General features: G+C 64.7%; 16 protein-coding genes. 3 read left to right on the top strand and 13 right to left on the bottom strand.

What is annotated here, in order from left to right; translation table 11 throughout:
- Positions 1 to 6 precede the first annotated feature (6 nt).
- A complete protein-coding gene (locus N6L26_RS08740; RefSeq protein WP_263605210.1) occupies positions 7 to 3573 on the bottom strand; it encodes a hydantoinase B/oxoprolinase family protein in 3567 nt (1188 codons plus the stop codon).
- A 198-nt stretch (positions 3574 to 3771) separates the two neighbouring features.
- On the opposite strand from N6L26_RS08740, the gene N6L26_RS08735 reads away from it, so the two are divergent.
- From N6L26_RS08735 to N6L26_RS08725, 3 genes are read left to right on the top strand one after another with little or no spacing between them, the layout of a single operon-like run.
- On the top strand, positions 3772 to 5004 hold the full coding sequence (locus N6L26_RS08735; RefSeq protein ID WP_263605209.1) for a serine hydrolase domain-containing protein: 1233 nt from the start codon (positions 3772 to 3774) through the stop codon (positions 5002 to 5004).
- Complete coding sequence (locus N6L26_RS08730) at positions 5001 to 6437, top strand: metallophosphoesterase (RefSeq protein ID WP_263605208.1); 1437 nt, start codon at positions 5001 to 5003, stop codon at positions 6435 to 6437. Before N6L26_RS08735 ends, N6L26_RS08730 begins: the two co-directional genes overlap by 4 nt.
- Positions 6434 to 10231, top strand: coding sequence for a GMC oxidoreductase (locus tag N6L26_RS08725; RefSeq protein WP_263605207.1), 3798 nt, complete (start codon positions 6434 to 6436; stop codon positions 10229 to 10231). Before N6L26_RS08730 ends, N6L26_RS08725 begins: the two co-directional genes overlap by 4 nt.
- A gap of 24 nt (positions 10232 to 10255) precedes the next feature.
- On the opposite strand, the gene N6L26_RS08720 is transcribed toward N6L26_RS08725, so the two are convergent.
- From N6L26_RS08720 to N6L26_RS08665, 12 genes are all read right to left on the bottom strand, one after another.
- Positions 10256 to 11617, bottom strand: a complete 1362-nt coding sequence (locus N6L26_RS08720; protein ID WP_263605206.1) for an MBL fold metallo-hydrolase — start codon at positions 11615 to 11617, stop codon at positions 10256 to 10258.
- 76 nt (positions 11618 to 11693) lie between these two features.
- A complete protein-coding gene (locus tag N6L26_RS08715) occupies positions 11694 to 12323 on the bottom strand; it encodes a peroxiredoxin (protein ID WP_263605205.1) in 630 nt (209 codons plus the stop codon).
- Between the two features lie 195 nt (positions 12324 to 12518).
- Positions 12519 to 12641, bottom strand: a complete 123-nt coding sequence (locus N6L26_RS08710) for a DUF2474 domain-containing protein (RefSeq protein ID WP_263605204.1) — start codon at positions 12639 to 12641, stop codon at positions 12519 to 12521.
- The gene (gene cydB, locus N6L26_RS08705; protein ID WP_263605203.1) at positions 12641 to 13648 is read right to left on the bottom strand and encodes a cytochrome d ubiquinol oxidase subunit II; all 1008 of its coding nucleotides are present in this window, start codon (positions 13646 to 13648) and stop codon (positions 12641 to 12643) included. Before cydB ends, N6L26_RS08710 begins: the two co-directional genes overlap by 1 nt.
- Entirely contained in the window at positions 13638 to 15092 is a 1455-nt protein-coding gene (locus N6L26_RS08700) for a cytochrome ubiquinol oxidase subunit I (protein ID WP_263605202.1), read from the bottom strand. Before N6L26_RS08700 ends, cydB begins: the two co-directional genes overlap by 11 nt.
- 58 nt (positions 15093 to 15150) lie before the next feature.
- Positions 15151 to 15312, bottom strand: a complete 162-nt coding sequence (locus tag N6L26_RS08695) for a transposase (protein ID WP_263605201.1) — start codon at positions 15310 to 15312, stop codon at positions 15151 to 15153.
- The gene (locus tag N6L26_RS08690) at positions 15312 to 17135 is read right to left on the bottom strand and encodes a SulP family inorganic anion transporter (RefSeq protein ID WP_263605200.1); all 1824 of its coding nucleotides are present in this window, start codon (positions 17133 to 17135) and stop codon (positions 15312 to 15314) included. The genes N6L26_RS08695 and N6L26_RS08690 overlap by 1 nt, the downstream gene beginning before the upstream one ends.
- Positions 17135 to 18367: an FAD/NAD(P)-binding oxidoreductase gene (locus N6L26_RS08685; RefSeq protein WP_263605199.1), complete on the bottom strand. Its 1233-nt coding sequence runs from the start codon at positions 18365 to 18367 to the stop codon at positions 17135 to 17137. Before N6L26_RS08685 ends, N6L26_RS08690 begins: the two co-directional genes overlap by 1 nt.
- A gap of 26 nt (positions 18368 to 18393) precedes the next feature.
- The gene (locus N6L26_RS08680; protein ID WP_263605198.1) at positions 18394 to 18807 is read right to left on the bottom strand and encodes a TIGR01244 family sulfur transferase; all 414 of its coding nucleotides are present in this window, start codon (positions 18805 to 18807) and stop codon (positions 18394 to 18396) included.
- Positions 18804 to 19226, bottom strand: a complete 423-nt coding sequence (locus N6L26_RS08675) for a DUF6691 family protein (RefSeq protein WP_263605197.1) — start codon at positions 19224 to 19226, stop codon at positions 18804 to 18806. The genes N6L26_RS08680 and N6L26_RS08675 overlap by 4 nt, the downstream gene beginning before the upstream one ends.
- Positions 19223 to 19672, bottom strand: coding sequence for a YeeE/YedE family protein (locus tag N6L26_RS08670; RefSeq protein ID WP_263605196.1), 450 nt, complete (start codon positions 19670 to 19672; stop codon positions 19223 to 19225). The genes N6L26_RS08675 and N6L26_RS08670 overlap by 4 nt, the downstream gene beginning before the upstream one ends.
- Positions 19669 to 20598: an MBL fold metallo-hydrolase gene (locus N6L26_RS08665; protein ID WP_263605195.1), complete on the bottom strand. Its 930-nt coding sequence runs from the start codon at positions 20596 to 20598 to the stop codon at positions 19669 to 19671. Before N6L26_RS08665 ends, N6L26_RS08670 begins: the two co-directional genes overlap by 4 nt.
- Between the last annotated feature and the right edge of the window lie 3 nt (positions 20599 to 20601).

Here is a 20601-nt window from a genome sequence, read left to right as displayed (position 1 = left end):
TCCGACCTAGTCCGGGCGGGGAGGGCCGAAGCCACCTCCGCCCGGGGTCAGGATCCCGAATGTATCGCCGGGCTGCATCTCGGCAGAGGCGGTCGCGCCCAGATCCTCGCGCGAGCCGTCCGCGCGCTCGACCCAGTTGCGGCCCGGCGCGGCATCATGCCCGCCGCAAATGCCGCGCGGCGCGATCCTCCGCCGGTTGGCGAGCATGTTGGCGTGCATCGGTTGGAGGAAGGTGATCCGCCGCTCCACCCCGTCGCCGCCGCAGAATGTGCCGCGCCCGCCCGAGCCGTGGCGGATCGCGAACGTCTCCAACCTTACGGGCAGGCGGGTTTCGAGAATTTCGGGATCGGTCAGCCGCGAATTGGTCATATGCGTCTGTACCGCGTTGGTGCCGTCGTGGCCGGCCCCTGCGCCCGAACCGCCGCAGATCGTCTCGTAATATTGGTCGGTCCCGTCGCCGAAAGTGAAGTTGTTCATCGTCCCCTGGCTGGGTGCCAGGCGGCCGGTCGCCGCAAACAGCGTGTCGGTGACCGCCTGGCTGGTCTCGACATTGCCCGCCACCACCGCCGCTCCCGGTTGCGGGTCGAGCATCGAGCCGGGCGGCACGACCAGTTCGATCGGACGCAGGCACCCATCGTTCATCGGGATGGCATCGTCGATCAGGGTGCGCACGACGTACAGCGCCGCGGCGCGGGTAATCGATCGCGGCGCGTTGAAATTGTCGGGTAGCTGATCGCTGGTGCCGGTGAAGTCGAACACCGCCGAACGGTTCGCATGGTCGATGCGGATCGCAACCTTGACCACCGCGCCATTGTCCATCGGATAGGCGAAATCGCCGTCCTGCAGCCGGTCGAGCAATCGCCGTACGCTTTCTTCGGCATTGGCGAGGACATGGCCCATATAGGCCGCAACCACCGCAGGGCCATTGTCGCGCGCGGCAAGGCAGAGCAGTTCCGCCCCTCTCGAGCAGGCGGCAAGCTGCGCGCGCAAGTCGGACAAGTTGCGATCGGGATTGCGCGCGGGGTAGCGGCCCGACGCCAGCTGATCGCGCATGGCCTGTTCGCGAAACGCGCCTGCATCGACCAGCAGGAAATTGTCGATCAGGACGCCTTCCTCCTCGATCGTGCGGCTGGTGGGCGGCATCGATCCGGGCGCGATCCCGCCAATGTCCGAATGATGCCCGCGTGCGGCGACGAAGGCATCGGGCGCATCGCCCTTCTCGCCATAGAACACCGGCACGATCAGCGTGATGTCGGGCAAATGGGTCCCCCCGCGATAGGGATCGTTGAGCACATAGGCATCGCCGCGCCGGAACCCGCGCCCGTCGGCCCGCGCCCCGCGTGCCTCGATCACCCGCGCAATGCTGTCACCCATGCTGCCGAGATGCACCGGGATATGCGGTGCATTGGCGATCAACGCGCCTTCCGCATCGAACAGCGCGCAGGAGAAATCGAGCCGTTCCTTGATGTTGACCGAGGTCGCGGACGATTGCAGCAAGACGCCCATTTCCTCGGCGATGGCCATGAACAGATTGTTGAAGATCTCGAGCCGGACCGGGTCGGCTTCGGTGCCCAATGCGCGGTCGCGGTGCAGCGCTTGCGTGCGCGTCAGTACGAGGCTTCCCTCCTCGGCAATCTGCGCCTGCCAGCCCGCTTCGACCACAGTGGTCGAACCCGGGTCGATCACCAGCGCGAGGCCGTCGACGCGGTCACCCTGAGCCATCGTAGCGCGCGCGACCGTGTGCCAACTGCCCGACGCGGTGCCCGATGTGGCAACCGGTGACGGCTGGACGTGACCAAGGCCGCCGCTCCGTCCGCTGGCTTCCACGCTCAATGCCTCGACGATAATCGGGGCTTCGGCGTCGGAATAGCCGAACCGTTGGCGGTGGAGCGCGCGAAAGGCGTGGTCCATCGCTCCAGGTTTCTCGCAGGGGATGGGGAGCAGGCTGTCGCTGCCCGCAAACCGCAGCCGCGCATGGCATTCCACCGTCACCGCGTCCGTCGCGATGCCTTGTTCGGCCAGCGCCGCGCGTGCATCCTGTTCGAGAGCGCGCAGGTCGTTGGAGAAATCCTCCTCCAGACCGCGCACGATGCTAACTTCGTGGATCGCCTTTACCGGCGCCAGGCCGATGCCATAGGCCGAGAGTATCCCCGCGAGCGGGTGGACCAGCACGGTCTCCATGCCCAGCTCGTCGGCGACCCGGCAGGCGTGTTGGCCCCCGGCACCCCCGAAGCAGGCGAGCGCATAAGCGGTTACGTCGTGCCCGCGCGCCACACTAATCTTGCGAATGGCATTGGCCATATTGTCGACCGCGATGGCGAGAAAGCCCTCGGCAATCGCGGCGAGGTCCTGCGATTCGGGCAGCGCCGCTGCCACTGCCTCGAGCCGTTCTCGGGCTGCATCGGGATCGAGCGGCTGGTCGCCGCCCGGACCGAACACGTGGGGGAAGAACGCCGGGTCGATCCGACCAAGAAACAGGTTGCAGTCGGTAACTGTCAGCGGTCCGCCCTTCCGGTAGCAGGCGGGGCCGGGATCGGCGCCCGCGCTGTCGGGCCCGACGCGGAACCGTCCGCCGTCGAACTGGCAGATCGAGCCGCCCCCGGCAGCGACGGTATGAATCTGCATCATCGGGGCCGCGACCCGGACGCCCGCGACCACGCTGTCACCGGTCAGTTCGTACTCGCCCGCATAATGCGCCACATCGGTGCTGGTCCCGCCCATGTCGAAACCGATCAGCCGGTCGTGCCCGAGCGGGGTGCTTGCGGCGACCATGCCGACCACTCCGCCCGCGGGTCCCGACAGGATGGCATCCTTGCCGCGAAATGCGCCGACTTCGGCCAGCCCGCCATTCGATTGCATGAACCGCAGGCTTTTCGTGTCGGGCAGCCCCGCCTGCAGCGTGTCGGTATAGCGCCGCAGCACGGGCGAGAGATAGGCGTCCACCACCGTCGTATCGCCGCGCGGGATCAGGCGGATAAGCGGGGCGACTTCATGGCTGATGCTCACTTGTGCGAAGCCGAGTTCGCGGGCGATCCGGGCCAACCGCTCCTCGTGCCCGCGATATTTCCAGCCATGCATCAGGACGATGGCGAGCGCATCGAAACCTTCGGCGCGCAGCGCGGCGAAATCGGCCCGTGCCGCCCCCTCGTCGAGCGGTGTCAGTACCGTGCCGTCGGCGCCCACACGTTCTGCGATCTCGATGACCCGGGCGGGCAATTGTTCGGGCAGCACGATATGGCGCGCGAAGATGTCGGGCCGCGCCTGGTTGCCGATCCGCAGCGCATCGCCAAAGCCGCGCGTGATCGCCAGCGCCAAGCGTTCGCCCTTGCGTTCGAGCAGGGCATTGGTCGCGACCGTGGTGCCGATCCGCAATTCGGCAATCGGCGCAGTGCCATGCTGTTCCATCAGCCGGCGGACCGCCTCGCTCGCGGCATCGGGATAGTGATCGGGGTTCTCGGACAACAGCTTGTCAGTCACCAGCGCCCCTGCGGGGGTCACTGCGACGACATCGGTAAAGGTCCCGCCGCGATCGACTGCGAAGCGCCATGCGCCGGTTTTCGCTTCTCCGCTCATGGCCCCTGGTTTCGCACGCCCGACGAACCATTTCAAACGCTTCGCACGTTGGATTGGCGCGTGGCGAGCGGGCCGAGCGCCCTTCCTGCGGCAAACCCATACGCGCCGTTAACCAATTATCGCTATTTGCCCTGACGAGGGCGAGCGCGATCTCGCCGATATCGAGCCGGGGGGTCGTCGATGCAACAGCTACGCCGCATGAGCGTTCAAACCAAAGAGACGAATAGCAATCCAGCCGATTGGACGCGGGGTTACGTCGCGCCCGGGTTCGAACCGGTTGCGCATGCCTTCGCTGCCGCGATCCAGGCGCGCACGGCGCTGGGCGCGGCCTGCACGATCATCCATCATGGCGAGACCGTGGTCGACCTGCAGGGCGGGTGGCAGGACAAGGCGCGCACACAGGAATGGCAGCGCGACGATGTTGCGCTTATCTATTCGCTGACCAAGGGTATCACCGGCATGGCGGGCGCGGTCGCGGTATCGCGCGGACTGTTCGCCTATGACGAGCCGGTGGCCGATATCTGGCCCGAATTCGCAGCGCATGGCAAAGGCGCGGTCACGGTGGGCGAGGCACTGTCCGAACAGGCCGGCCTTTCGGCAATCGACTTTTCGCTCACGCTCGACAATCTGGGTGACGAGGACGCCATCTGCGCTGCCATTGCGCGGCAGAAGCCCCACTGGACCCCGGGCGATTACGCCGGGAACCACGCCTATACGCTGGGCTGGATCGCCAGTGAATTGATCCGCCGCCGCGACCCGCAGCATCGCAATCTCGGTCACTTCGTTGCGGACGAACTCATCGCACCGCTGAACGCCGACGTGTTTCTCGGCCTGCCCGAGGATTTCGATCGCAGCCGCATTGCCCGGATCGAGGGGTTCGGGATGCAGGACCTGTTTATCCATCATTCCACCATGCCCTGGCCGCTGACCTTCAAGATGTGCCTGCCGGGCACGCTGGCTTTCCGCACGCTCAACAATCCGCTGCTGCTTTCCGGACCGGGGGCGCTGGATTGCGAGGACTTCTGGCGTGTGGGCCAGGGCGCGGCGGGCGGCATCGCTTCCGCTCGCGGGCTGGCGATGCTCTATCAAGCCTTCGCCGAGGGCGGCGCGAAACTGGGAGTGACCCCCGCGGTAATGCAGACGCTGTGCGCCGGCCACGCGCACCCACGCAAGGGTCTGAAGGACCAGGTCCTGACCGCCGACATGTATTATTCCCACGGCTTCGAAAAACCCTTCGACAGTTGGGAATATGCCCGCACCCACAGCGCCTTCGGCAGTTTCGCGGTGGGAGGCTCGCTTGCCTATGCCGACCCGGACGACGGGGTCGCCTATGCCTGGATCACCAACCAGCTCGGCACCGGCAAATGGGACGACCCGCGCGAGAAGATCGTGCGCGACGCATTCTATACCTGCCTGGAGAATACCGCATGAGCATTGCCCAGATCGTCCTGTCGGACCTCCACCTCGGCGCGCGCGACAGCCTGCTGACGCATTTCCATGGCGGCGGCGAGGTTGCCGATGTGCCAAGTGAGGTGCTGCTGTCTTTCGCCGATGGGCTGCGGAAAACGCTGGTCGATGGCGAAAAGCCGCAGCTCGTCCTGCTCGGCGATGCGCTCGACCTCGGGCTGTCGCCCTTTGGCGATGTGTCGAAAAGCTTCCTCCAGCTGATCGATGCCTTTTTTCCCAAGGACGGGCGCGAGATATTCCGCCGCGATATCGTTTATGTTGCGGGCAATCATGACCATCATCTGTGGCGCATGGCGCAGGATCACCGATTCATTACCGCCTTGCAGGCGAGCGAGATGCCGGGCGATCTGGAACCCATCACGCCGATCATCGGCCAGCCGATGCACAGCTGCCGCCTGATGGAATCGCTGATCGCGCGCCGCCCGCATCTGGCGGGAGCTTCTGTGCGCATCGCCTATCCCAATTGGGGCCTTGCCGATCGCGATACCGGCCGCGCAGTCGTGATGCACCACGGGCATTATCTCGATGGCATGTATCGCGCGCTGTCCAACCTGCGCGGGTTCCTCGACAATGGCGAGGCGCGGCCTGCGACCATGCACCAGCTCGAGGCGGAGAACGGGCCGTGGATCGATTTCCTGTGGTCAGACCTCGGCAGCGCGGGCGATATTGGCGGGGCTGCCGGGTCGCTTTACGAGACCATGCTCAGCGCCGGCGCGAGCCATGACTTTGCCGAAAGCGTTGCCCGGCGGATCACCGGCGGGCTGAATTCGAAACTCGGCATCGATCCCTCGATGCAGCTCAAATACGGCATCACGCTCGACAATCTCCTGCGCGCCGGCGTCGATTTGACTGCAGGCCGCGCGGCAGAACGCCAGCGCGAAGGCTATGGCCATGTGCTCGGCGAAGCGGAGATCGACGATATCGGCTGGTATCTCGGTACGCCCATGGCGGCGCAATTGCGCGACGAGCTGGGCGAACTGCCGACCGAACTGCAGTTCGTGTTCGGTCATACGCACAAGCCCTTCCAGGACGAACTGATGGTGGAAGGGTACCAGCGCCCGGTTGGCGTGTTCAACACCGGTGGCTGGGTCCTCGACGAACCGACGCTGATGCCTGTGCAGGGTTGCGCGGCGATGCTGGTGTCCGACGATCTCGAAGTCGCCTCGCTGCGGCTGTTCAACGATCCCACCGACGGCACGATGGCGCCGGTGCGGGTCGAAGGCAGCGGGCGCGTTTCGCGGCTGGTGGAAGAGACGGGCAACGCCGTCGAGCGGGCTGCGAGCCACTGGTCCGATTTTTCGCGCGTGGTTCATGCGCGCATCGTTGAAGAAGCAGATGCGCGGGTGCGCCACCTGCTCGAAACATCCGATGAATCCCTGCGGGAGGCGGCAGAATGACCATGCAGAAACGCATCGCGAAGAGCCTGGATCAGGCAAAACAGCATTACACCGTCCTGGTGATCGGGTCTGGCTATGGCGCAGGCGTTGCCGCGTCGCGGCTGGCACGCGCGGGGCAGGACGTCGCTGTCCTCGAACGCGGCAAGGAACGGCTCCCCGGCGAATATCCCAACAAGCTTGCCGACGCGCAGGACGCGATGCAGATCAATGCCAAGGGCGGCCGGATCGGTGCGGCCGATGCCTTGTTCGAAGTGCATGTAAACGACGATCAATATGCGCTGGTCGGCTGCGGGCTTGGCGGGACCTCGCTCATCAACGCCAATGTCGCACTCGAACTCGACAAGCGGCTGCTCGACCAGGCGCATTGGCCCGCGGCGCTCCGAGAGCACGAGCACGAGATCGACACCTATTACGAGCGCGCCCGCGAAATGCTCGCACCCAACCCTTATCCCGACAGCTATCCGACGTTGGGCAAACTCGACGCGCTAGAACACTCGGCCGAGAAGATGGGCAAGCGCTTCTACAAGACGCCGATCAACGTCACCTTCGAAGACAAGACCAACAAGTTCGGGGTGCCGCAGCCGGCCTGCACCAATTGCGGGGACTGCGTATCGGGCTGCAATGTCGGCGCGAAGAATACCACGCTGATGAACTACCTGCCCGATGCCGCCAATCACGGTGCGGAAATCTTCACGCAGGCGAAAGTGCAGTGGGTCGAGCGCGAGGGCGAGCGGTGGCGTGTCCATCTGGAGCCCAATGGCGTCGATGCGCCGCAGGGCCCGACCAGCATCACTGCCGACCATGTCATTCTGGGCGCGGGCACGCTCGGGTCGACAGAGATCCTGCTGCGCTCGCGCGAGAAGGGTCTCGCGCTTTCCGACCGGCTGGGTGCCAATTTCTCGGGCAATGGCGATGCGTTGGGCTTCGCTTACGACAGCTATCTCAAGGCCGAAAAGGACGAGGACGATACGCTCACCGCACAGCCGCTTTATGCGATCGGCGTGGGGGCTTCGGATGTCGCGAAGGAAGCCTATCCTGGCCCCTGCATCACCGGCGTGATCGACATGCGCGGGACGAGGGACGTGACCGAGGGGCTGGTGATCGAGGAGGGCGTTGCCCCCGGCATCATCGCCACTGCGCTCGCCCCGGCGTTCTTCTTCGGCGAGGCACTGGCCGATGGCTTCACCCGCTTCGGAATGGACCAGGTCAAGCCGCGCCTGATGGATGCCAAGGCGATGGGCGAAGCGGTACAGACCGACCCCGGCAGTATCGCCGAATGGGCCTATAAGGGCCCGATGTCGCGCATGCAGACCTATCTGGTGATGAGCGTCGACGATTCGGGCGGCCAGCTGGCGCTCGATGACGACCGGTTGACGATCCACTGGCCGGGCGCAGGCGAACAGCGCACCTTCCGCCGCGACGATGACAAAATGGCCGAAGCGGCGCGTGCGATCGACGCGCAATATTTCTCCGATCCGCTGTGGAGCGACCCGTTCGGCAAGAAGCTGATCACGGTTCACCCGATCGGCGGCTGCGGCATGGGCGACGATGCGGCCACCGGCGTGGTCGATGACACCTGCCGTGTCTTTGCAGGCACTGCGGGGACCGATGTTCACGAAGGTCTCTATGTCTGCGACGGTGCCGCGCTGCCCGGCTCGGTCGGCGTCAATCCGCTGCTGACGATCACCGCGGTGGCCGAACGCGCTATCGAGAAGCTGGCGCAGCGGCAGGGCTGGACCATCGACTTCACACTTGGCGAGGAAGGGCCGCTGCCCCAACCGGCGCCGGTCGAGGAAGCCTCACCAGACCCGATACTTGCCCCGCGCGGCGATGGCCTGCGGCTGGCAATTGCGAAATGGGTAGCGGGCCATGCGATCGAACCGGTGGCCCAGTGGATCGAGAAGGCCGCCGAGCATTTCGAGAGCGGCGCGATCAACGAAGGCAAGGCGGCGATCCGCCAGCTGGTGATGAACCATCCCGAAGCGATGGCCCCCGGGCTGTCCTTTACCGAAACGATGGCCGGTCATATCAGCGACGTCGGGTGCCACCACCGTCCCTGCGGCCATGTCGAACGTATCCGCGACGATTACGCCAATGGCGAGGCGTGGGGCCGCACGCATGGCGGCGACTGCCACTTCAGGCTGACCGTGACGACCGAGAACCTCCATCGCATGATCGAGGAGAAGGAGCACCGTTCGCGCATTACCGGCACCGTCACGGTCGCCGCGCTGTCACCCGATCCGCTGCCGGTGCGCGAAGGTACCTTCCGCCTGCTGGTCGCCGATCCGACGCGCGCCGAAAGCTGGACCATGCTCTATGATATGGTGCTCGACGGTCCCGCGGGGCCGGTCCATTTCCACGGCTTCAAGACGCTCGAGCAGCGCGGCAAGTCCGATCCCTGGACCGATCTCACCACGCTGTTCGTCACGCTGCGTCATGGGGAGGATGCCAGCGGCGAGTTGATCGGTCGCGGCGTGCTTAAGCTGGGGATCGACGAATTCATGCGCCAGCTGACGACGATCGAGGTGCACGATACGGGGACGCTGGTTGCGCATGTCGTGAAGCAGATTCCGCGCGCCAAGAAGGCGATCGATACCTATTTCGTCGCCAAATACGCGGGCTTCTTCGCGATGACCGTATTCCGCTCCTATGGCGGGATGCTGGCCACGCTCAACGATTTCGCCGCCAAGGATGCGGCCAAGCTGGTGGACCGCAAACTGCGGCTGCCACCGCCGGAAAAGCATTTCGTGCCCACCGAAGACGGGGCGAGCATCGGCCTGACCCGCTATCGCGGCGGCGCGCGCGGACCGCTGGTTCTGGCGCCCGGCTTTTCGGTGCGCGCGTCCAGCTTCGCCACGCCGACGGTCGAGGAAAATCTCGCCGAAAGCCTCGTGGCGCAGGGTTACGATGTGTGGCTGTTCGATTACCGTGCCAGCGCAGATGCGGGCAATGATACCGAACATCCGCCCGAATTCACGATCGACGATATCGCGCAGTACGATTGGCCGGCTGCGATTGCGAGGATCCGCAAGGTCAGCGGTGCCGACAGCGTGCAGGCGATCGCTCATTGTGTGGGCTCGATGAGCTTACTGATGGGGATTGGCGCAGGCTGGGTCTCGGGCGTGCGCTCGCTCATTTCCTCGCAGCTTACGCTGCATCCGGTGACCGATTGGCTCAATTACATGAAGGCCGATCTTGGTGTGGCGGGGACGCTCGGACAGATCTCGCTGCTCGACGGGCATCTCGACTTCGTCAGCCAGGGCACCGAGGCCGATTACGAGATCGACGCGATCGCTTACCAGATTCCCGTACCCGAGGGGCAGGCGTGCAAGAACCCGACCTGCCGCCGCGTGTTCGGCGTGTTCGGTCCGAGCTGGGACCACAGCCAGCTGGGTCACGATACGCATCTGGCGCTGGGCAGCATGTTCAGCCGCGTATCGCTCAAGCCGTTCGAGCACTTGCAGGAGGTCATGCGCAAGGGGCTGGCAGTCGATGCCGCGGGCCAAGCCGTTTATACGAGCGACGACGCAGCGCGCCGCCTGGCGTTGCCGATCAGCTTCCTGTCGGGTGCGACGAACAAGCTGTTCTATCCCGAAAGCGGCCAGCGCACGCGCGTCTGGTTGCAGGGGAATAACAAGCCCGAGCTATACCAGCAGCGGATCGTGCCGAATTACGGCCATATGGACCTGTTCATCGGCCATAACGCGCACCGCGATGTGACGCCGGTCATTCTCGAGCAGCTTGAATGGCTCGAAGGGCGCGCCCACGACGCTGACCAGCAGGCAACCGCCTAGGGGCGGAGCGGCCAGGCCCGCGGCTTACGTGGGTTTGGCCTTGGTAGCATTCCAAGCCCCCATCGAGCCGAGATAGACGTCGAGTTTCGCGAACCCGCGACTGGCGAGCCAGCCCGCGGCGACGGTCGCCCGCATCCCGCTGGCGCACATCAGCGTGTAGTGCGCGGCCGGATCGAGTTCGCGATAGCGTTCGTTCAACTGGCCGACATAGATATGCTGCGAACCCTCGATCGCGCTTGCCGAGCGTTCGTCGGCGTCGCGCACATCGAGCAGCGTCCAGCCCGCGGGTGGGCTGTCGAGACGGCGCGCCACTTCGGCAGTTCCGATCATCGGTATCGTTGCCATATCGCGGCCCTGTGCCGCAGCAGGAACGACACCGACATAGCCGCCGATAACATTGTCCAGTGCGATGCGCACGAGATGGGTCATGGCGGCGGCAAGCTGATCTTCGTCGGAGCCTATCAGCGCGATGCTCTCGCCCTCGCGGATAAACCATCCGGCGAAGGCGGAGATCATCCCGACCGGCAGGTTCATCGCGCCGGGCAGATGCCCCGCCGCATAGGCCAGCGGCTCGCGGATATCGACGAGGTGATCGACCTCGATCGCGGACAGTTCAGCCAGTGGCAGGCGGCGCGGGCGCATGACCCGCGGGGCCGGATCGCCGCCGCTGAGGTTGAGCCGTTCCATCAGTCGGAAATAGGGTGGCTGGTAGTGGTTCTCGCCGACCTTGAAATCGATGAACGCCTCGCGGTCGGCGAATTGCAGCCGCGGATTGTTGGCGCGTTCGTGACCGACAGTCGAAAATTCGCGTTCCGCCATGCCCGATCCGCAAACCGAACCGGCGCCATGGGCGGGATAGAGAATGACCTGGTCGCCCAGTGCCAGCACCTTGTGCAGCGAATCGTACAGCAGCCCGGCGACTTCGCGTTGGCGATCGGGATAGAAATCGGTGCGGCCGACATCGCCGACGAACAGCGCATCGCCGGTGAACACGCCGACCGGGCCGTTGGGATACGCGGTGTCATGCAGGACGAAAGCGAGGTGATCATCGGTATGGCCAGGCGTTTCAAGCACGCGAATGGTCAGCTGGCCGATTTCGAACGCGTCGCCTTCGCGCGCGGTTTCGGCATAGACGACATCGGCTGCGGCGTTGGGGCCGTGCAATACCCGCGCGCCGGTAAGCGCTGCGAGGATCGGTGCGCCCGATACCAGGTCCTCGTTCCTATGCGTTTCGAAGATATGGGTGATCTCGAGCCCTGCGGCGCGCGCCATTTCGACGTAGCATTCGCAGTCGCGGCGAGGATCGATCACCGCCGCCTTGCCGCCGGATCCGACCAGGTAGGACAGGTGCGACAGGCCGGGCGTCTTGATTTTTTCGAGCAGCATTTCGTTCTCCTAGCACGGGCGGGCGGAACCGGCGCAAACCGATCCCGCCCGTATCATCGATCGGGTCGGACCAAGCTTAGTCGATCGCGACCGTGCGCAGATAGGGCCGCAGCGTGGTGAAGCCCTGCGGGAAGCGGGCCTTGGCATCCTCGTCGGATACAGAGGGCGGGATGATCGCCGCCTTGCCGTGGTGCCAGTCCGCCGGGGTCGCGACCCCGTGCTTGTCGCTGAACTGCAGCGCATCGATAGCGCGCAGTATCTCGTCGAAATTGCGGCCGACGCTCATCGGATAGGTCATCGTCAGGCGAACCTTCTTGTCGGGGTCGATGAGGAAGACCGAACGGACTGCCGCAGTCTCGCTCTCGTCGGGATGGATCATGTCGTAGAGCTTCGCGATCTTGAGATCGGCGTCGGCGACGATCGGGAAAACCAGATTGGTGTTCTGCGTGTCGTTGACGTCCTCGATCCACCGGGCATGTTCGGCGGCGGTGTCGGTAGACAGGCCCAGCGGCTTCACATTGCGCTTCTCGAACTCATCCGCGAGCTGCGCGGTGCGGCCCATCTCGGTGGTGCAGACGGGGGTAAAATCGGCCGGGTGGCTGAAGAAGAACACCCAGCTGTCGCCCGCCCATTCATGCAGGCTGATCTCGCCGTTCTGGGTATCGACGGTGAAGTCGGGAGCAGTGTCGCCGATATGGAGGCTCATGTGCAAATCCTTCGTTTCGAGTGGATGTGCACCTTTTATGCGCGTCTTTGGCAATCGTCCAATTCGAATTTACGATTGCATTAATCGAGTAATCGAATTCACTTCGGTTGAAGCATCGAAGGCGTAAATTGGTTCGATACGCGTGGATCAATTATCATGGAACTATAACTAAGTGCCTGTTGGCTCACCGCCGCGTCAGGTCTTGAGCCAGAACCGGATGATGTAGGCGACGGTGCCGAGCACGGCGATGCTTGCCGCCCAGATCACCGCCATCCAGCCAAGCCGCTGCCACAGCGGGCGCTCGTCCGGTCCGGCCATCAATGATAGCCCTCGTCGCCCACCTTGCCGCGGAAGACCCAATAGGCCCAGGCGGTATAGGCGATGATTAGCGGCATGGTGATGGCAACCCCGACCAGCATGAAGATCTGGCTGCGCTCGGGCGCGGCAGCGTCCCAGATGGTCAGGCCCGGCGGCACGACATAGGGCCACATGGTGAACCCGAGTCCGGCCATGCCGAAGAAGAACAGCCCCAGGCTGAGCCAGAACGGCTTGCTGTGCCGCTCGACCGACAGCGAGCGCAGCAGGGCGATGGCGACGATCCCGGTCAGGATCGGCACCGGCGCGGCGAAGAAAATCTCGGGCGCGGTGAGCCAGCGTTGGGCATAATCGGTATTGAGGAATACGTTGTAGAGGCTGACCCCGCCCATCAGCACCAGCGTGGCCCAAGCGGCGCGCTTGGCCAGTTGGCGCGCGTGATGCTGGCTGTCGCCATCGAGCTTCCACACCAGCCAGGTCGCGCCGAGCAGGGCATAACCCGCCACGGTGCCGAGCCCGGTAAGGAGCGTATAGGGCGTCAGCCAGTCGAACCAGCTGCCCGCATAGGCACGGTCGACGACCTCGATGCCCTGCAATAGTGCACCCAGCGTCATGCCCTGCGCCATCGCCGCGACGAAGCTGCCGCCGGTGAATGCCGCGTCCCACAGCCGCCGGTGCCCCGGATCGCGCCAGCGATACTCGAACGCCACCCCACGGAACACGAGGCCGAGCAGCATGGCGATGATCAGCGGATAGGTCGCCGGCAGCACCACCGCATAAGCCAGCGGAAAGGCGGCGAGCAATCCGCCGCCGCCCAGCACCAGCCAGGTCTCGTTACCGTCCCAGACGGGGGCGATAGAATTCATCGCCCGGTCGCGTTCGGGCCCCACTTCGAAGGTCGGAAAGAGTATCCCGATGCCGAGATCGAAGCCGTCCATCACGACATAGGCGAATACGGCAAAGGCGATGATGAACGCCCAGATGACGGTAAGGTCGAAATTAACGGCCATCGGTCGCCTCCTCGTGATCGCGTGGCAGGGTGTCGGAATGCCTAGGGTTCTGCGACGGGCCGGGGGTGATGCCCGCGGTCCGGATGGGGCCCGTGTCGCCGCGCTTGACGCCCTTCTCGCCGACATGCGGGGGACTGTGCATCAGGTGGAGGATGTACCACACGCCCGCGCCGAAAACGGCGAAATAGACAACCACGAAAGCCAGCAGCGAGGCACCCACTGCGGGCGCGTCGAGCGGGCTGGCGGCATCCGCCGTACGCAGCAGGTTGTAGATCACGTAGGGCTGGCGGCCGACCTCGGTGGTGATCCACCCGGCGATGACCGCGACGAAACCACTCGGCGCCATGACCAGGGCGGCGCGGTGGAGCAGCGGCCAGTCGTAGAGCTTCTTGCGGACCCGCGCGAGCAGGCTCCACAGCCCCAGCCCGAGCATGGCGAAGCCGATGCCGACCATGATGCGGAACGACCAGAACACGATACCCACGGGCGGCTCCTCGTCATCGGGAATCGTATCTAGGCCCGCCATGGGCGCATCGAGATCGTGCTTGAGGATCAGCGAGGAGGCCTTGGGAATTTCCACGGCATATTTGACCCGCTTCTCCTCGCTGTCGGGAATGCCGAACAGGATCAGGGGGGCGCCATCGGGATGGCTCTGGTAATGCCCTTCCATCGCCATGACCTTCTGCGGCTGGTGTTCGAGCGTGTTGAGCCCGTGCATGTCGCCGGCAAAAATCTGGATCGGCGCGACGATCGCCGCCATCCACATCGCCATCGAGAACATCTTGCGCGCATGGAGGTTGGTGCGGTCGCGCAGCAGGTGCCATGCACCCACACCGCCGACGACGAAGGCGGTAGTGAGATAGGCGGCGATAACCGTGTGCACGAGGCGGTAAGGGAAGCTGGGATTGAAGATGATTTCGACCCAGCTGTCGCCCGGCAGATATTGCCCGTTTGCGCCCAGTTCGAAGCCGACTGGTGTCTGCATCCAGCTGTTCACCGACAGGATCCAGAAGGCCGACACAAAGGTACCTACCGCGACCATCAGCGTGGCGGCGAAGTGGAGCTTCTTGCCCACCTTGTTCATCCCGAACAGCATGACGCCGAGAAAGCCTGCCTCGAGGAAAAAGGCGGTCAGGACTTCATAGGCCATCAGCGGGCCGATCACCGGGCCGGCAATGTCGGAGAAGACCGACCAATTGGTGCCGAACTGGTAGCTCATCACGATGCCCGACACGACGCCCATGGCAAAGGCGATGGCGAAGATCTTGAGCCAGTATTTGAACAGGTCGAGATAGATCGACTTGCCGGTCTTGAGCCACAGCCCTTCGAGCACCGCGAGGAAGCTCGCCAGGCCGATCGAGAAGGCCGGGAAGATGAAATGGAAGCTCACCGTAAAGGCGAACTGGATCCGGGCGAGTAGAAGCGCGTCGACGCCTTCGAACATGGCTTTCCCCTATCTCACGGCTCGTGTAGCGGAGCGAACGCCAACAGGCCCGCCCGAATTACGCAATGGGTGTTGCATCGGATTGGCGTGCGGCGCGCCAGCGGTAGAAGGTTTTCTCCGAGATGCCGGCTTCGCGGCAGCTTTCGCACACGCCCTTGCCCGCGGCAATCAGCGTCTCGATCCGGCGGCAGCGGGCATCCTTGTCCGGTATCACCGCCATCAGATCATCCCCCGTGCCATGTCCGGAGTGGGCGTGTCGGGAGGGCCGCCATTGGCCGCGAGCTCGCGAAAGGCGCGGTTCTGCGACAGGAATACCTTGCCGTGCAGATCGGCGACGAAATGGGTGCGCTTGAGGCGGTCCATGACGGGTCCTTTGACTTCGGACAGATGGAGCCCGATCCCGGCATCGACCATGCGGTGATTGATCGCTTCCAGACTCTCGAGCCCCGAAGCATCGATTTCGTTCACCGCGCTGCACATCAGGATGACATGGCGGACCTCTGGCCGGTCGGCGACTTCTTCGAGCACATATTCCTCGAGCCAGCGCGCGTTGAGATAGGTCAGGCTCTCGTCGATGCGGATCGAGAGGATATAGGGGACGGTGAAGACGTGGTGCCGATCGATATTGCGGAAGTGCTCGGTCTCGGGAACGCGGCCGACTATGGCGGCGTGCGGGCGGCTGGCGCGCCACAGATACAGCAGCAGGCCGACCGCAACGCCGGAGATTACCCCCAATTCGACGCCCGCCAGCAGGGTGATGCCGATGGTCACCACATGCGCGGCGAAATCGGCCTTGGAATAGCGCCATAGCTGGCCCGGTGTTTTCAGATCGACCAGGCTGAGCACGGCGACGATGATCGTTGCGGCCAAGGTCGCGATCGGCAGGCTGAACAGCAGGGGTGTCAAGAACAGCCCCGCCAGCGCGATACCCACCGCGGTATAGGCGCCCGCCGCAGGCGTTTCCGCACCGGCATCGAAATTCACCACCGAGCGGGCGAAACCGCCGGTTACCGGATAGCCGCCCGAAACGGCGCTGGCGATATTCGACGCGCCGAGGCCGATCAGTTCCTGGTTCGGCGCGATCCGCTGGCGGCGCTTGGCGGCCAGCGTCTGCGCAACCGAAACGCTTTCGACGAAGCCGATGATCGAGATCAGCAATGCGGGCACCCATAGCTGCGCGATCAGGTCGAGATCGGTGGAGGGCAGGGCGAAGGGAGGCAGGCCCTGCGGGATCGCCCCGACCAGGTTCACGCCGCGATCACCGAGATCGAATGCAATCGCTGCAAGGATGGTGACTGCCACCGCGGCTACGGGTCCGGCCTTGGCCACGATATCGGCCGTATGCAATTTCAGGCCCAGCCGCATCAGCAAGGGTTTCAGTCCCTTGCGGACCCAGAACAGGAACAGCGTCGCGGGCACGCCGATCGCGAGCGTCCACGGATTGATCTGGTCGAATGCGGATGCCAGTCCGCCAAGCATCGCGGGCCAGGTATTGCCGCCCGCGCTGACGCCGAGGATATGCTTGAGCTGGCTGGTCGCGATGAGAATACCGCTGGCCGTGATGAACCCGCTGATCACCGGATGCGACAGCAGATTGGCGAGGAACCCCATGCGCAGCAGGCCGAGCACCGCCAGCATCACGCCCGACAAGGCCGCCAGCGTGATCGCCGCTTCGAGATAGAGCGCCGTGCCCTGCGCGGCGACCGCACCCGCCGCGCTTGCCGTCATCAGCGACACCACGGCAACCGGCCCGACCGCCAGCGTGCGGCTGGTGCCGAATATCGCATAGGCGACCAGCGGCAGGATCGAGGCATAGAGCCCGACCACCGGCGGAAGGCCCGCCAGCAGCGCATAGGCAAGACTTTGCGGGATCAGCATGATGGTGACGACGACAGCTGCCACCATGTCCTTGGTCAGGATCGCGCCATTATACGACCGACCCCATTCGAGAATGGGGAAATACTGCGCCAGCAATCCTGCGCGCTGGCCCTGTCCGGGGGCGCTGGCCTGCGCCACGCCTGTATCCGATTCCGGCCTATCCATCACGCGGCGGTCTTGACCTGCGGTTTGACCATCCATTCATGGCCCTTGAGCATGCCGTTCCAGTAGATCCACGGTAGCGCTTCGGACTTGAGCAGCCAGCTCAGCCGGCGCGGGCGGGTGCCGTCGATCAGCCAGGTGGGGAAGCTGGGCAGCAGCTTGCCGTCATAGCCGAACTCGGCGAGCACGATCTTGCCGCGCTCGACCGTCAGCGGGCACGAGCCATAGCCATCGTAATCGGCGACCGGCTGCTTGCCGTCGAGCACTGCCAGCGCGTTGACCGCGACGATCGGCGCCTGCTTGCGCGCGGCCGCGGCGGTCTTGGCATTGGGGCTCGACCCGGCATCGCCAAGACCGAAGACATCGGGATAGCGCACATGGCGCAGCGTGAACTTGTCGACATCGACAAACCCGCTTTCGGCATTTGCCAGGGGGCTGTCGGCCACGAATTGCGGTGCCACCTGCGGGGGCACGACGTGGAGCATGTCGAACGCGACCACTTCCTCGCCCGCTTCGGTCTTGAACGTGGCGGTCTTGGCGGGTCCGTCGACCGCGATGAGTGTCTGGTTGAGCTTGAGGTCGATGTCGTATTTCTCGACATATTCCATCAGTGCGGGGAGGTATTCCTTGACCCCAAAGAGCACGCCGCCCGCATTGCGGAACTCGACATCGATATTGTCGAGCACATGGCCATCGGCCCATGCATCGCAGGACAAATACATCGCCTTTTGCGGCGCGCCGGCGCATTTGATCGGCATGGGCGGCTGGCTGAAGATCGCCCGCCCGGACTTGAGGCCCTGCACCAGCTCCCAGGTATAGGGCGCGAGGTCATAGCGATAGTTCGAGGTCACGCCGTTCTTGCCGAGCGTGGCTTCCAGACCGGCGATCTTCTCCCACGCCAGGCGGATACCAGGTGCGACGATCAGCAGGCGGTAAGTGATCATACTGCCGTCGGCGAGGGTCACCTGGTTGCGCTCGGGCTGGAAACTGGCCGCGGCCTGGCGGATCCAGTGCGCGCGCCGAGGCATGACACTGGCCATCGGGCGACAGGTCACCGGCGCGTCGAACACGCCTGCGCCGACCATCGTCCAGCCGGGCTGGTAATAATGGTCCTCGGCCGGTTCGACGATGGCGATATCCAGCCCGGGACGGCGCCGCAGCATCGAGGATGCGGTTGCGATCCCCGCCGATCCGCCGCCGATGATGACCACCTCGTGGGAAATTGTCTGTGCCATGCCGATCTCTCCGGGAAATGTGGGGGTTAGGTGCCGAGCTGGGGGCGCAGGGCGGACAGGTCGTAGCCTGCCTGCCGTGCCCGCTCGATGCGCGCATCGGCGCTCAGCTGCTCGATATTCGCCAGCGTATCGAGCGTGATCGAGCGCGTGCCGGTGCGGCAATAGGCCAGGACCTTGCCCTCAGCTTGCTGGCGGACCTGTCTAAAGGCGGCGATTGCCTCTGCGGGAAACGCGCCGCCCGCCACCGGGATATGGTGAAAGGCCAGGCCCGCGCGTTCGGCGGCTTCGCGCATCTCGGCCACGGTGGGCTGGCCGTCCTCCTCGCCATCGGGGCGATTGCAGATGACCGTGCCGTAGCCGGCATCGGCCACGCTCTGCATCTCGGCGACCTGCACTTGCGGGGCGACCGCGAACCGCTCGGTGACTTCGTTAATTGTCATGCGCCCGCTCCTTCGAACAACCGGACAAGACCCATGCCCGCTAGCATGGCCATGATAAAGATCGCTGCCGATGCGGGCTCGATCACCAGCGCGGCGATGCCCGGTCCGGGGCACAGTCCGGCCACGCCCCAGCCGATGCCGAACAGCGCCGCTCCGCCGATCAGGCGCGGGGTAAGGTCGGATCGGGTCGGCAGGTGGAAATGCTCGCCGAACAGCGGCGCCGCCATACGCGGCACGAACCGCCAGGCGATCGCCATAACAATGACCGCGCCGCCCATGACGAAGGCAAGTGTCGGGTCCCAGGCGCCGAAGATGTCGAGAAATCCGCGCACGCGCGCAGGATTGGTCATCCCGCCCAGCGCCAGTCCGGCGCCGAACAGCGTGCCTGCGATCAGGCTTGGAAAGGTGATCCGGCTCATTGCAATACCTCCAGCCCCATCGCGTTCATCAGCGCGACGGTGGCAATGCCCGCAACCATGAAGGTCGCCGTGGCGACGATCGAGCGGCCCGACAGGCGGCTGACCCCGCAAACCCCGTGCCCGCTGGTGCAGCCGCTGCCGAGCCGGGTTCCGACCCCGACCAACACACCGGCCACCGCCAGCGTCAGCGGATTGGCGAACTGCGCGTCGATCCCGCCGCTGAGGAGCGATACGATCAGTGCGCCGAGCGGCAGGCCGATCACGAACATCCACGCGGCGCTGCGCGCGATCCCGCTACCCCCGAGACCGACTGCCTTCGCCGCCAGCCCGGAAACGCCCGCGATACGGCCAAGCCCCAGCAGCATCAGCGCTGCGGCAAGACCGATAAGTGCGCCGCCCGCCAGGCCGGCGAGCGGCGCAGCATCTGGAAATCCTGGCAACATCATACGGCGTTCACCGGGATCTTGATGTAGCTCACGCCATTATCCTCGGGTTCGGGCAGGCGTCCGCCGCGAATGTTCACCTGCACCGACGGCATGATCAGCTTGGGCATGTCCAAGCCCTTGTCGCGGGTGGTGCGCATGGTGACGAAATCGTCCTCGGTAACGCCGTCCTTGACGTGCACGTTCTCCTCGCGCTGCTGCTTGACCGTGGTTTCCCAGGCATATTCGTCGCGCCCCGGGGCCTTGTAGTCGTGGCACAGGAACAGGCGCGTTTCGTCCGGCAGCGACAGCAGGCGCCGGATCGAGCGGAACAGTTGATGCGCGTCCCCGCCGGGAAAATCCGCCCGCGCAGTACCGAAGTCGGGCATGAAGATCGTGTCGCCGACAAACGCCGCGTCGCCGATGATGAAGGCCATGTCAGCGGGCGTGTGACCGGGAACGTGAAGCGCAATGCCCTCGAGCTCACCGAGCTTGAAGGTCTCGCCATCGTCGAACAGCTTGTCGAACTGCGACCCGTCACGCTCGAAGTCGGTCCCGGCGTTGAACAGCTTCCCGAACACTTCCTGCACGCGAATGATCTCGCGGCCGATGGCGAGCTTGCCGCCGAGCTTGGTCTGCAGATAGGGCGCCGCCGAAATGTGATCGGCATGCGCATGGGTTTCGATCAGCCACGTCACTTTCAGATTATTGGAAGTGACGTATTCCACGATTCGATCGGCGGAACCGTTCGAAGTCCGCCCCGAAGCGGCTTCGAAATCGAGGACCGAATCGATGATCGCGGCCTCGCTGGTCTTGGGGTCATGCACCACATAGGAGACAGTATTGGTTGCTTCGTCGAAGAACCCGGCGATCGACGGGCGCAGGCCCTTATCGTCCTGTGCGCGGGCGATCTGCTGGGAGGCCGATTGTAGCGATTGATCGTTTTGCATGAT

It is taken from the genome of Qipengyuania sp. SS22 (assembly GCF_025736935.1).
Taxonomy (GTDB): domain Bacteria; phylum Pseudomonadota; class Alphaproteobacteria; order Sphingomonadales; family Sphingomonadaceae; genus Qipengyuania.
The sequence above is the reverse complement of the archived record's forward strand: the minus strand, read 5'-3'. Positions and strand labels throughout refer to the sequence as shown.

What these genes read in the sequence shown, in the direction of transcription:
- N6L26_RS08685 (WP_263605199.1), bottom strand. Translation starts at nt 18,367, where the DNA reads ATGGCACAGACAATTTCCCACGAGGTGGTCATCATCGGCGGCGGATCG.
- N6L26_RS08730 (WP_263605208.1), top strand. Translation starts at nt 5,001, where the DNA reads ATGAGCATTGCCCAGATCGTCCTGTCGGACCTCCACCTCGGCGCGCGC.
- N6L26_RS08665 (WP_263605195.1), bottom strand. Translation starts at nt 20,598, where the DNA reads ATGCAAAACGATCAATCGCTACAATCGGCCTCCCAGCAGATCGCCCGC.
- N6L26_RS08720 (WP_263605206.1), bottom strand. Translation starts at nt 11,617, where the DNA reads ATGCTGCTCGAAAAAATCAAGACGCCCGGCCTGTCGCACCTGTCCTAC.
- N6L26_RS08670 (WP_263605196.1), bottom strand. Translation starts at nt 19,672, where the DNA reads ATGATGTTGCCAGGATTTCCAGATGCTGCGCCGCTCGCCGGCCTGGCG.
- N6L26_RS08680 (WP_263605198.1), bottom strand. Translation starts at nt 18,807, where the DNA reads ATGACAATTAACGAAGTCACCGAGCGGTTCGCGGTCGCCCCGCAAGTG.
- N6L26_RS08690 (WP_263605200.1), bottom strand. Translation starts at nt 17,135, where the DNA reads ATGGATAGGCCGGAATCGGATACAGGCGTGGCGCAGGCCAGCGCCCCC.
- N6L26_RS08740 (WP_263605210.1), bottom strand. Translation starts at nt 3,573, where the DNA reads ATGAGCGGAGAAGCGAAAACCGGCGCATGGCGCTTCGCAGTCGATCGC.
- N6L26_RS08725 (WP_263605207.1), top strand. Translation starts at nt 6,434, where the DNA reads ATGACCATGCAGAAACGCATCGCGAAGAGCCTGGATCAGGCAAAACAG.
- N6L26_RS08695 (WP_263605201.1), bottom strand. Translation starts at nt 15,312, where the DNA reads ATGGCGGTGATACCGGACAAGGATGCCCGCTGCCGCCGGATCGAGACG.
- N6L26_RS08715 (WP_263605205.1), bottom strand. Translation starts at nt 12,323, where the DNA reads ATGAGCCTCCATATCGGCGACACTGCTCCCGACTTCACCGTCGATACC.
- cydB (WP_263605203.1), bottom strand. Translation starts at nt 13,648, where the DNA reads ATGGCCGTTAATTTCGACCTTACCGTCATCTGGGCGTTCATCATCGCC.
- N6L26_RS08700 (WP_263605202.1), bottom strand. Translation starts at nt 15,092, where the DNA reads ATGTTCGAAGGCGTCGACGCGCTTCTACTCGCCCGGATCCAGTTCGCC.
- N6L26_RS08735 (WP_263605209.1), top strand. Translation starts at nt 3,772, where the DNA reads ATGAGCGTTCAAACCAAAGAGACGAATAGCAATCCAGCCGATTGGACG.
- N6L26_RS08675 (WP_263605197.1), bottom strand. Translation starts at nt 19,226, where the DNA reads ATGAGCCGGATCACCTTTCCAAGCCTGATCGCAGGCACGCTGTTCGGC.
- N6L26_RS08710 (WP_263605204.1), bottom strand. Translation starts at nt 12,641, where the DNA reads ATGGCCGGACCGGACGAGCGCCCGCTGTGGCAGCGGCTTGGCTGGATG.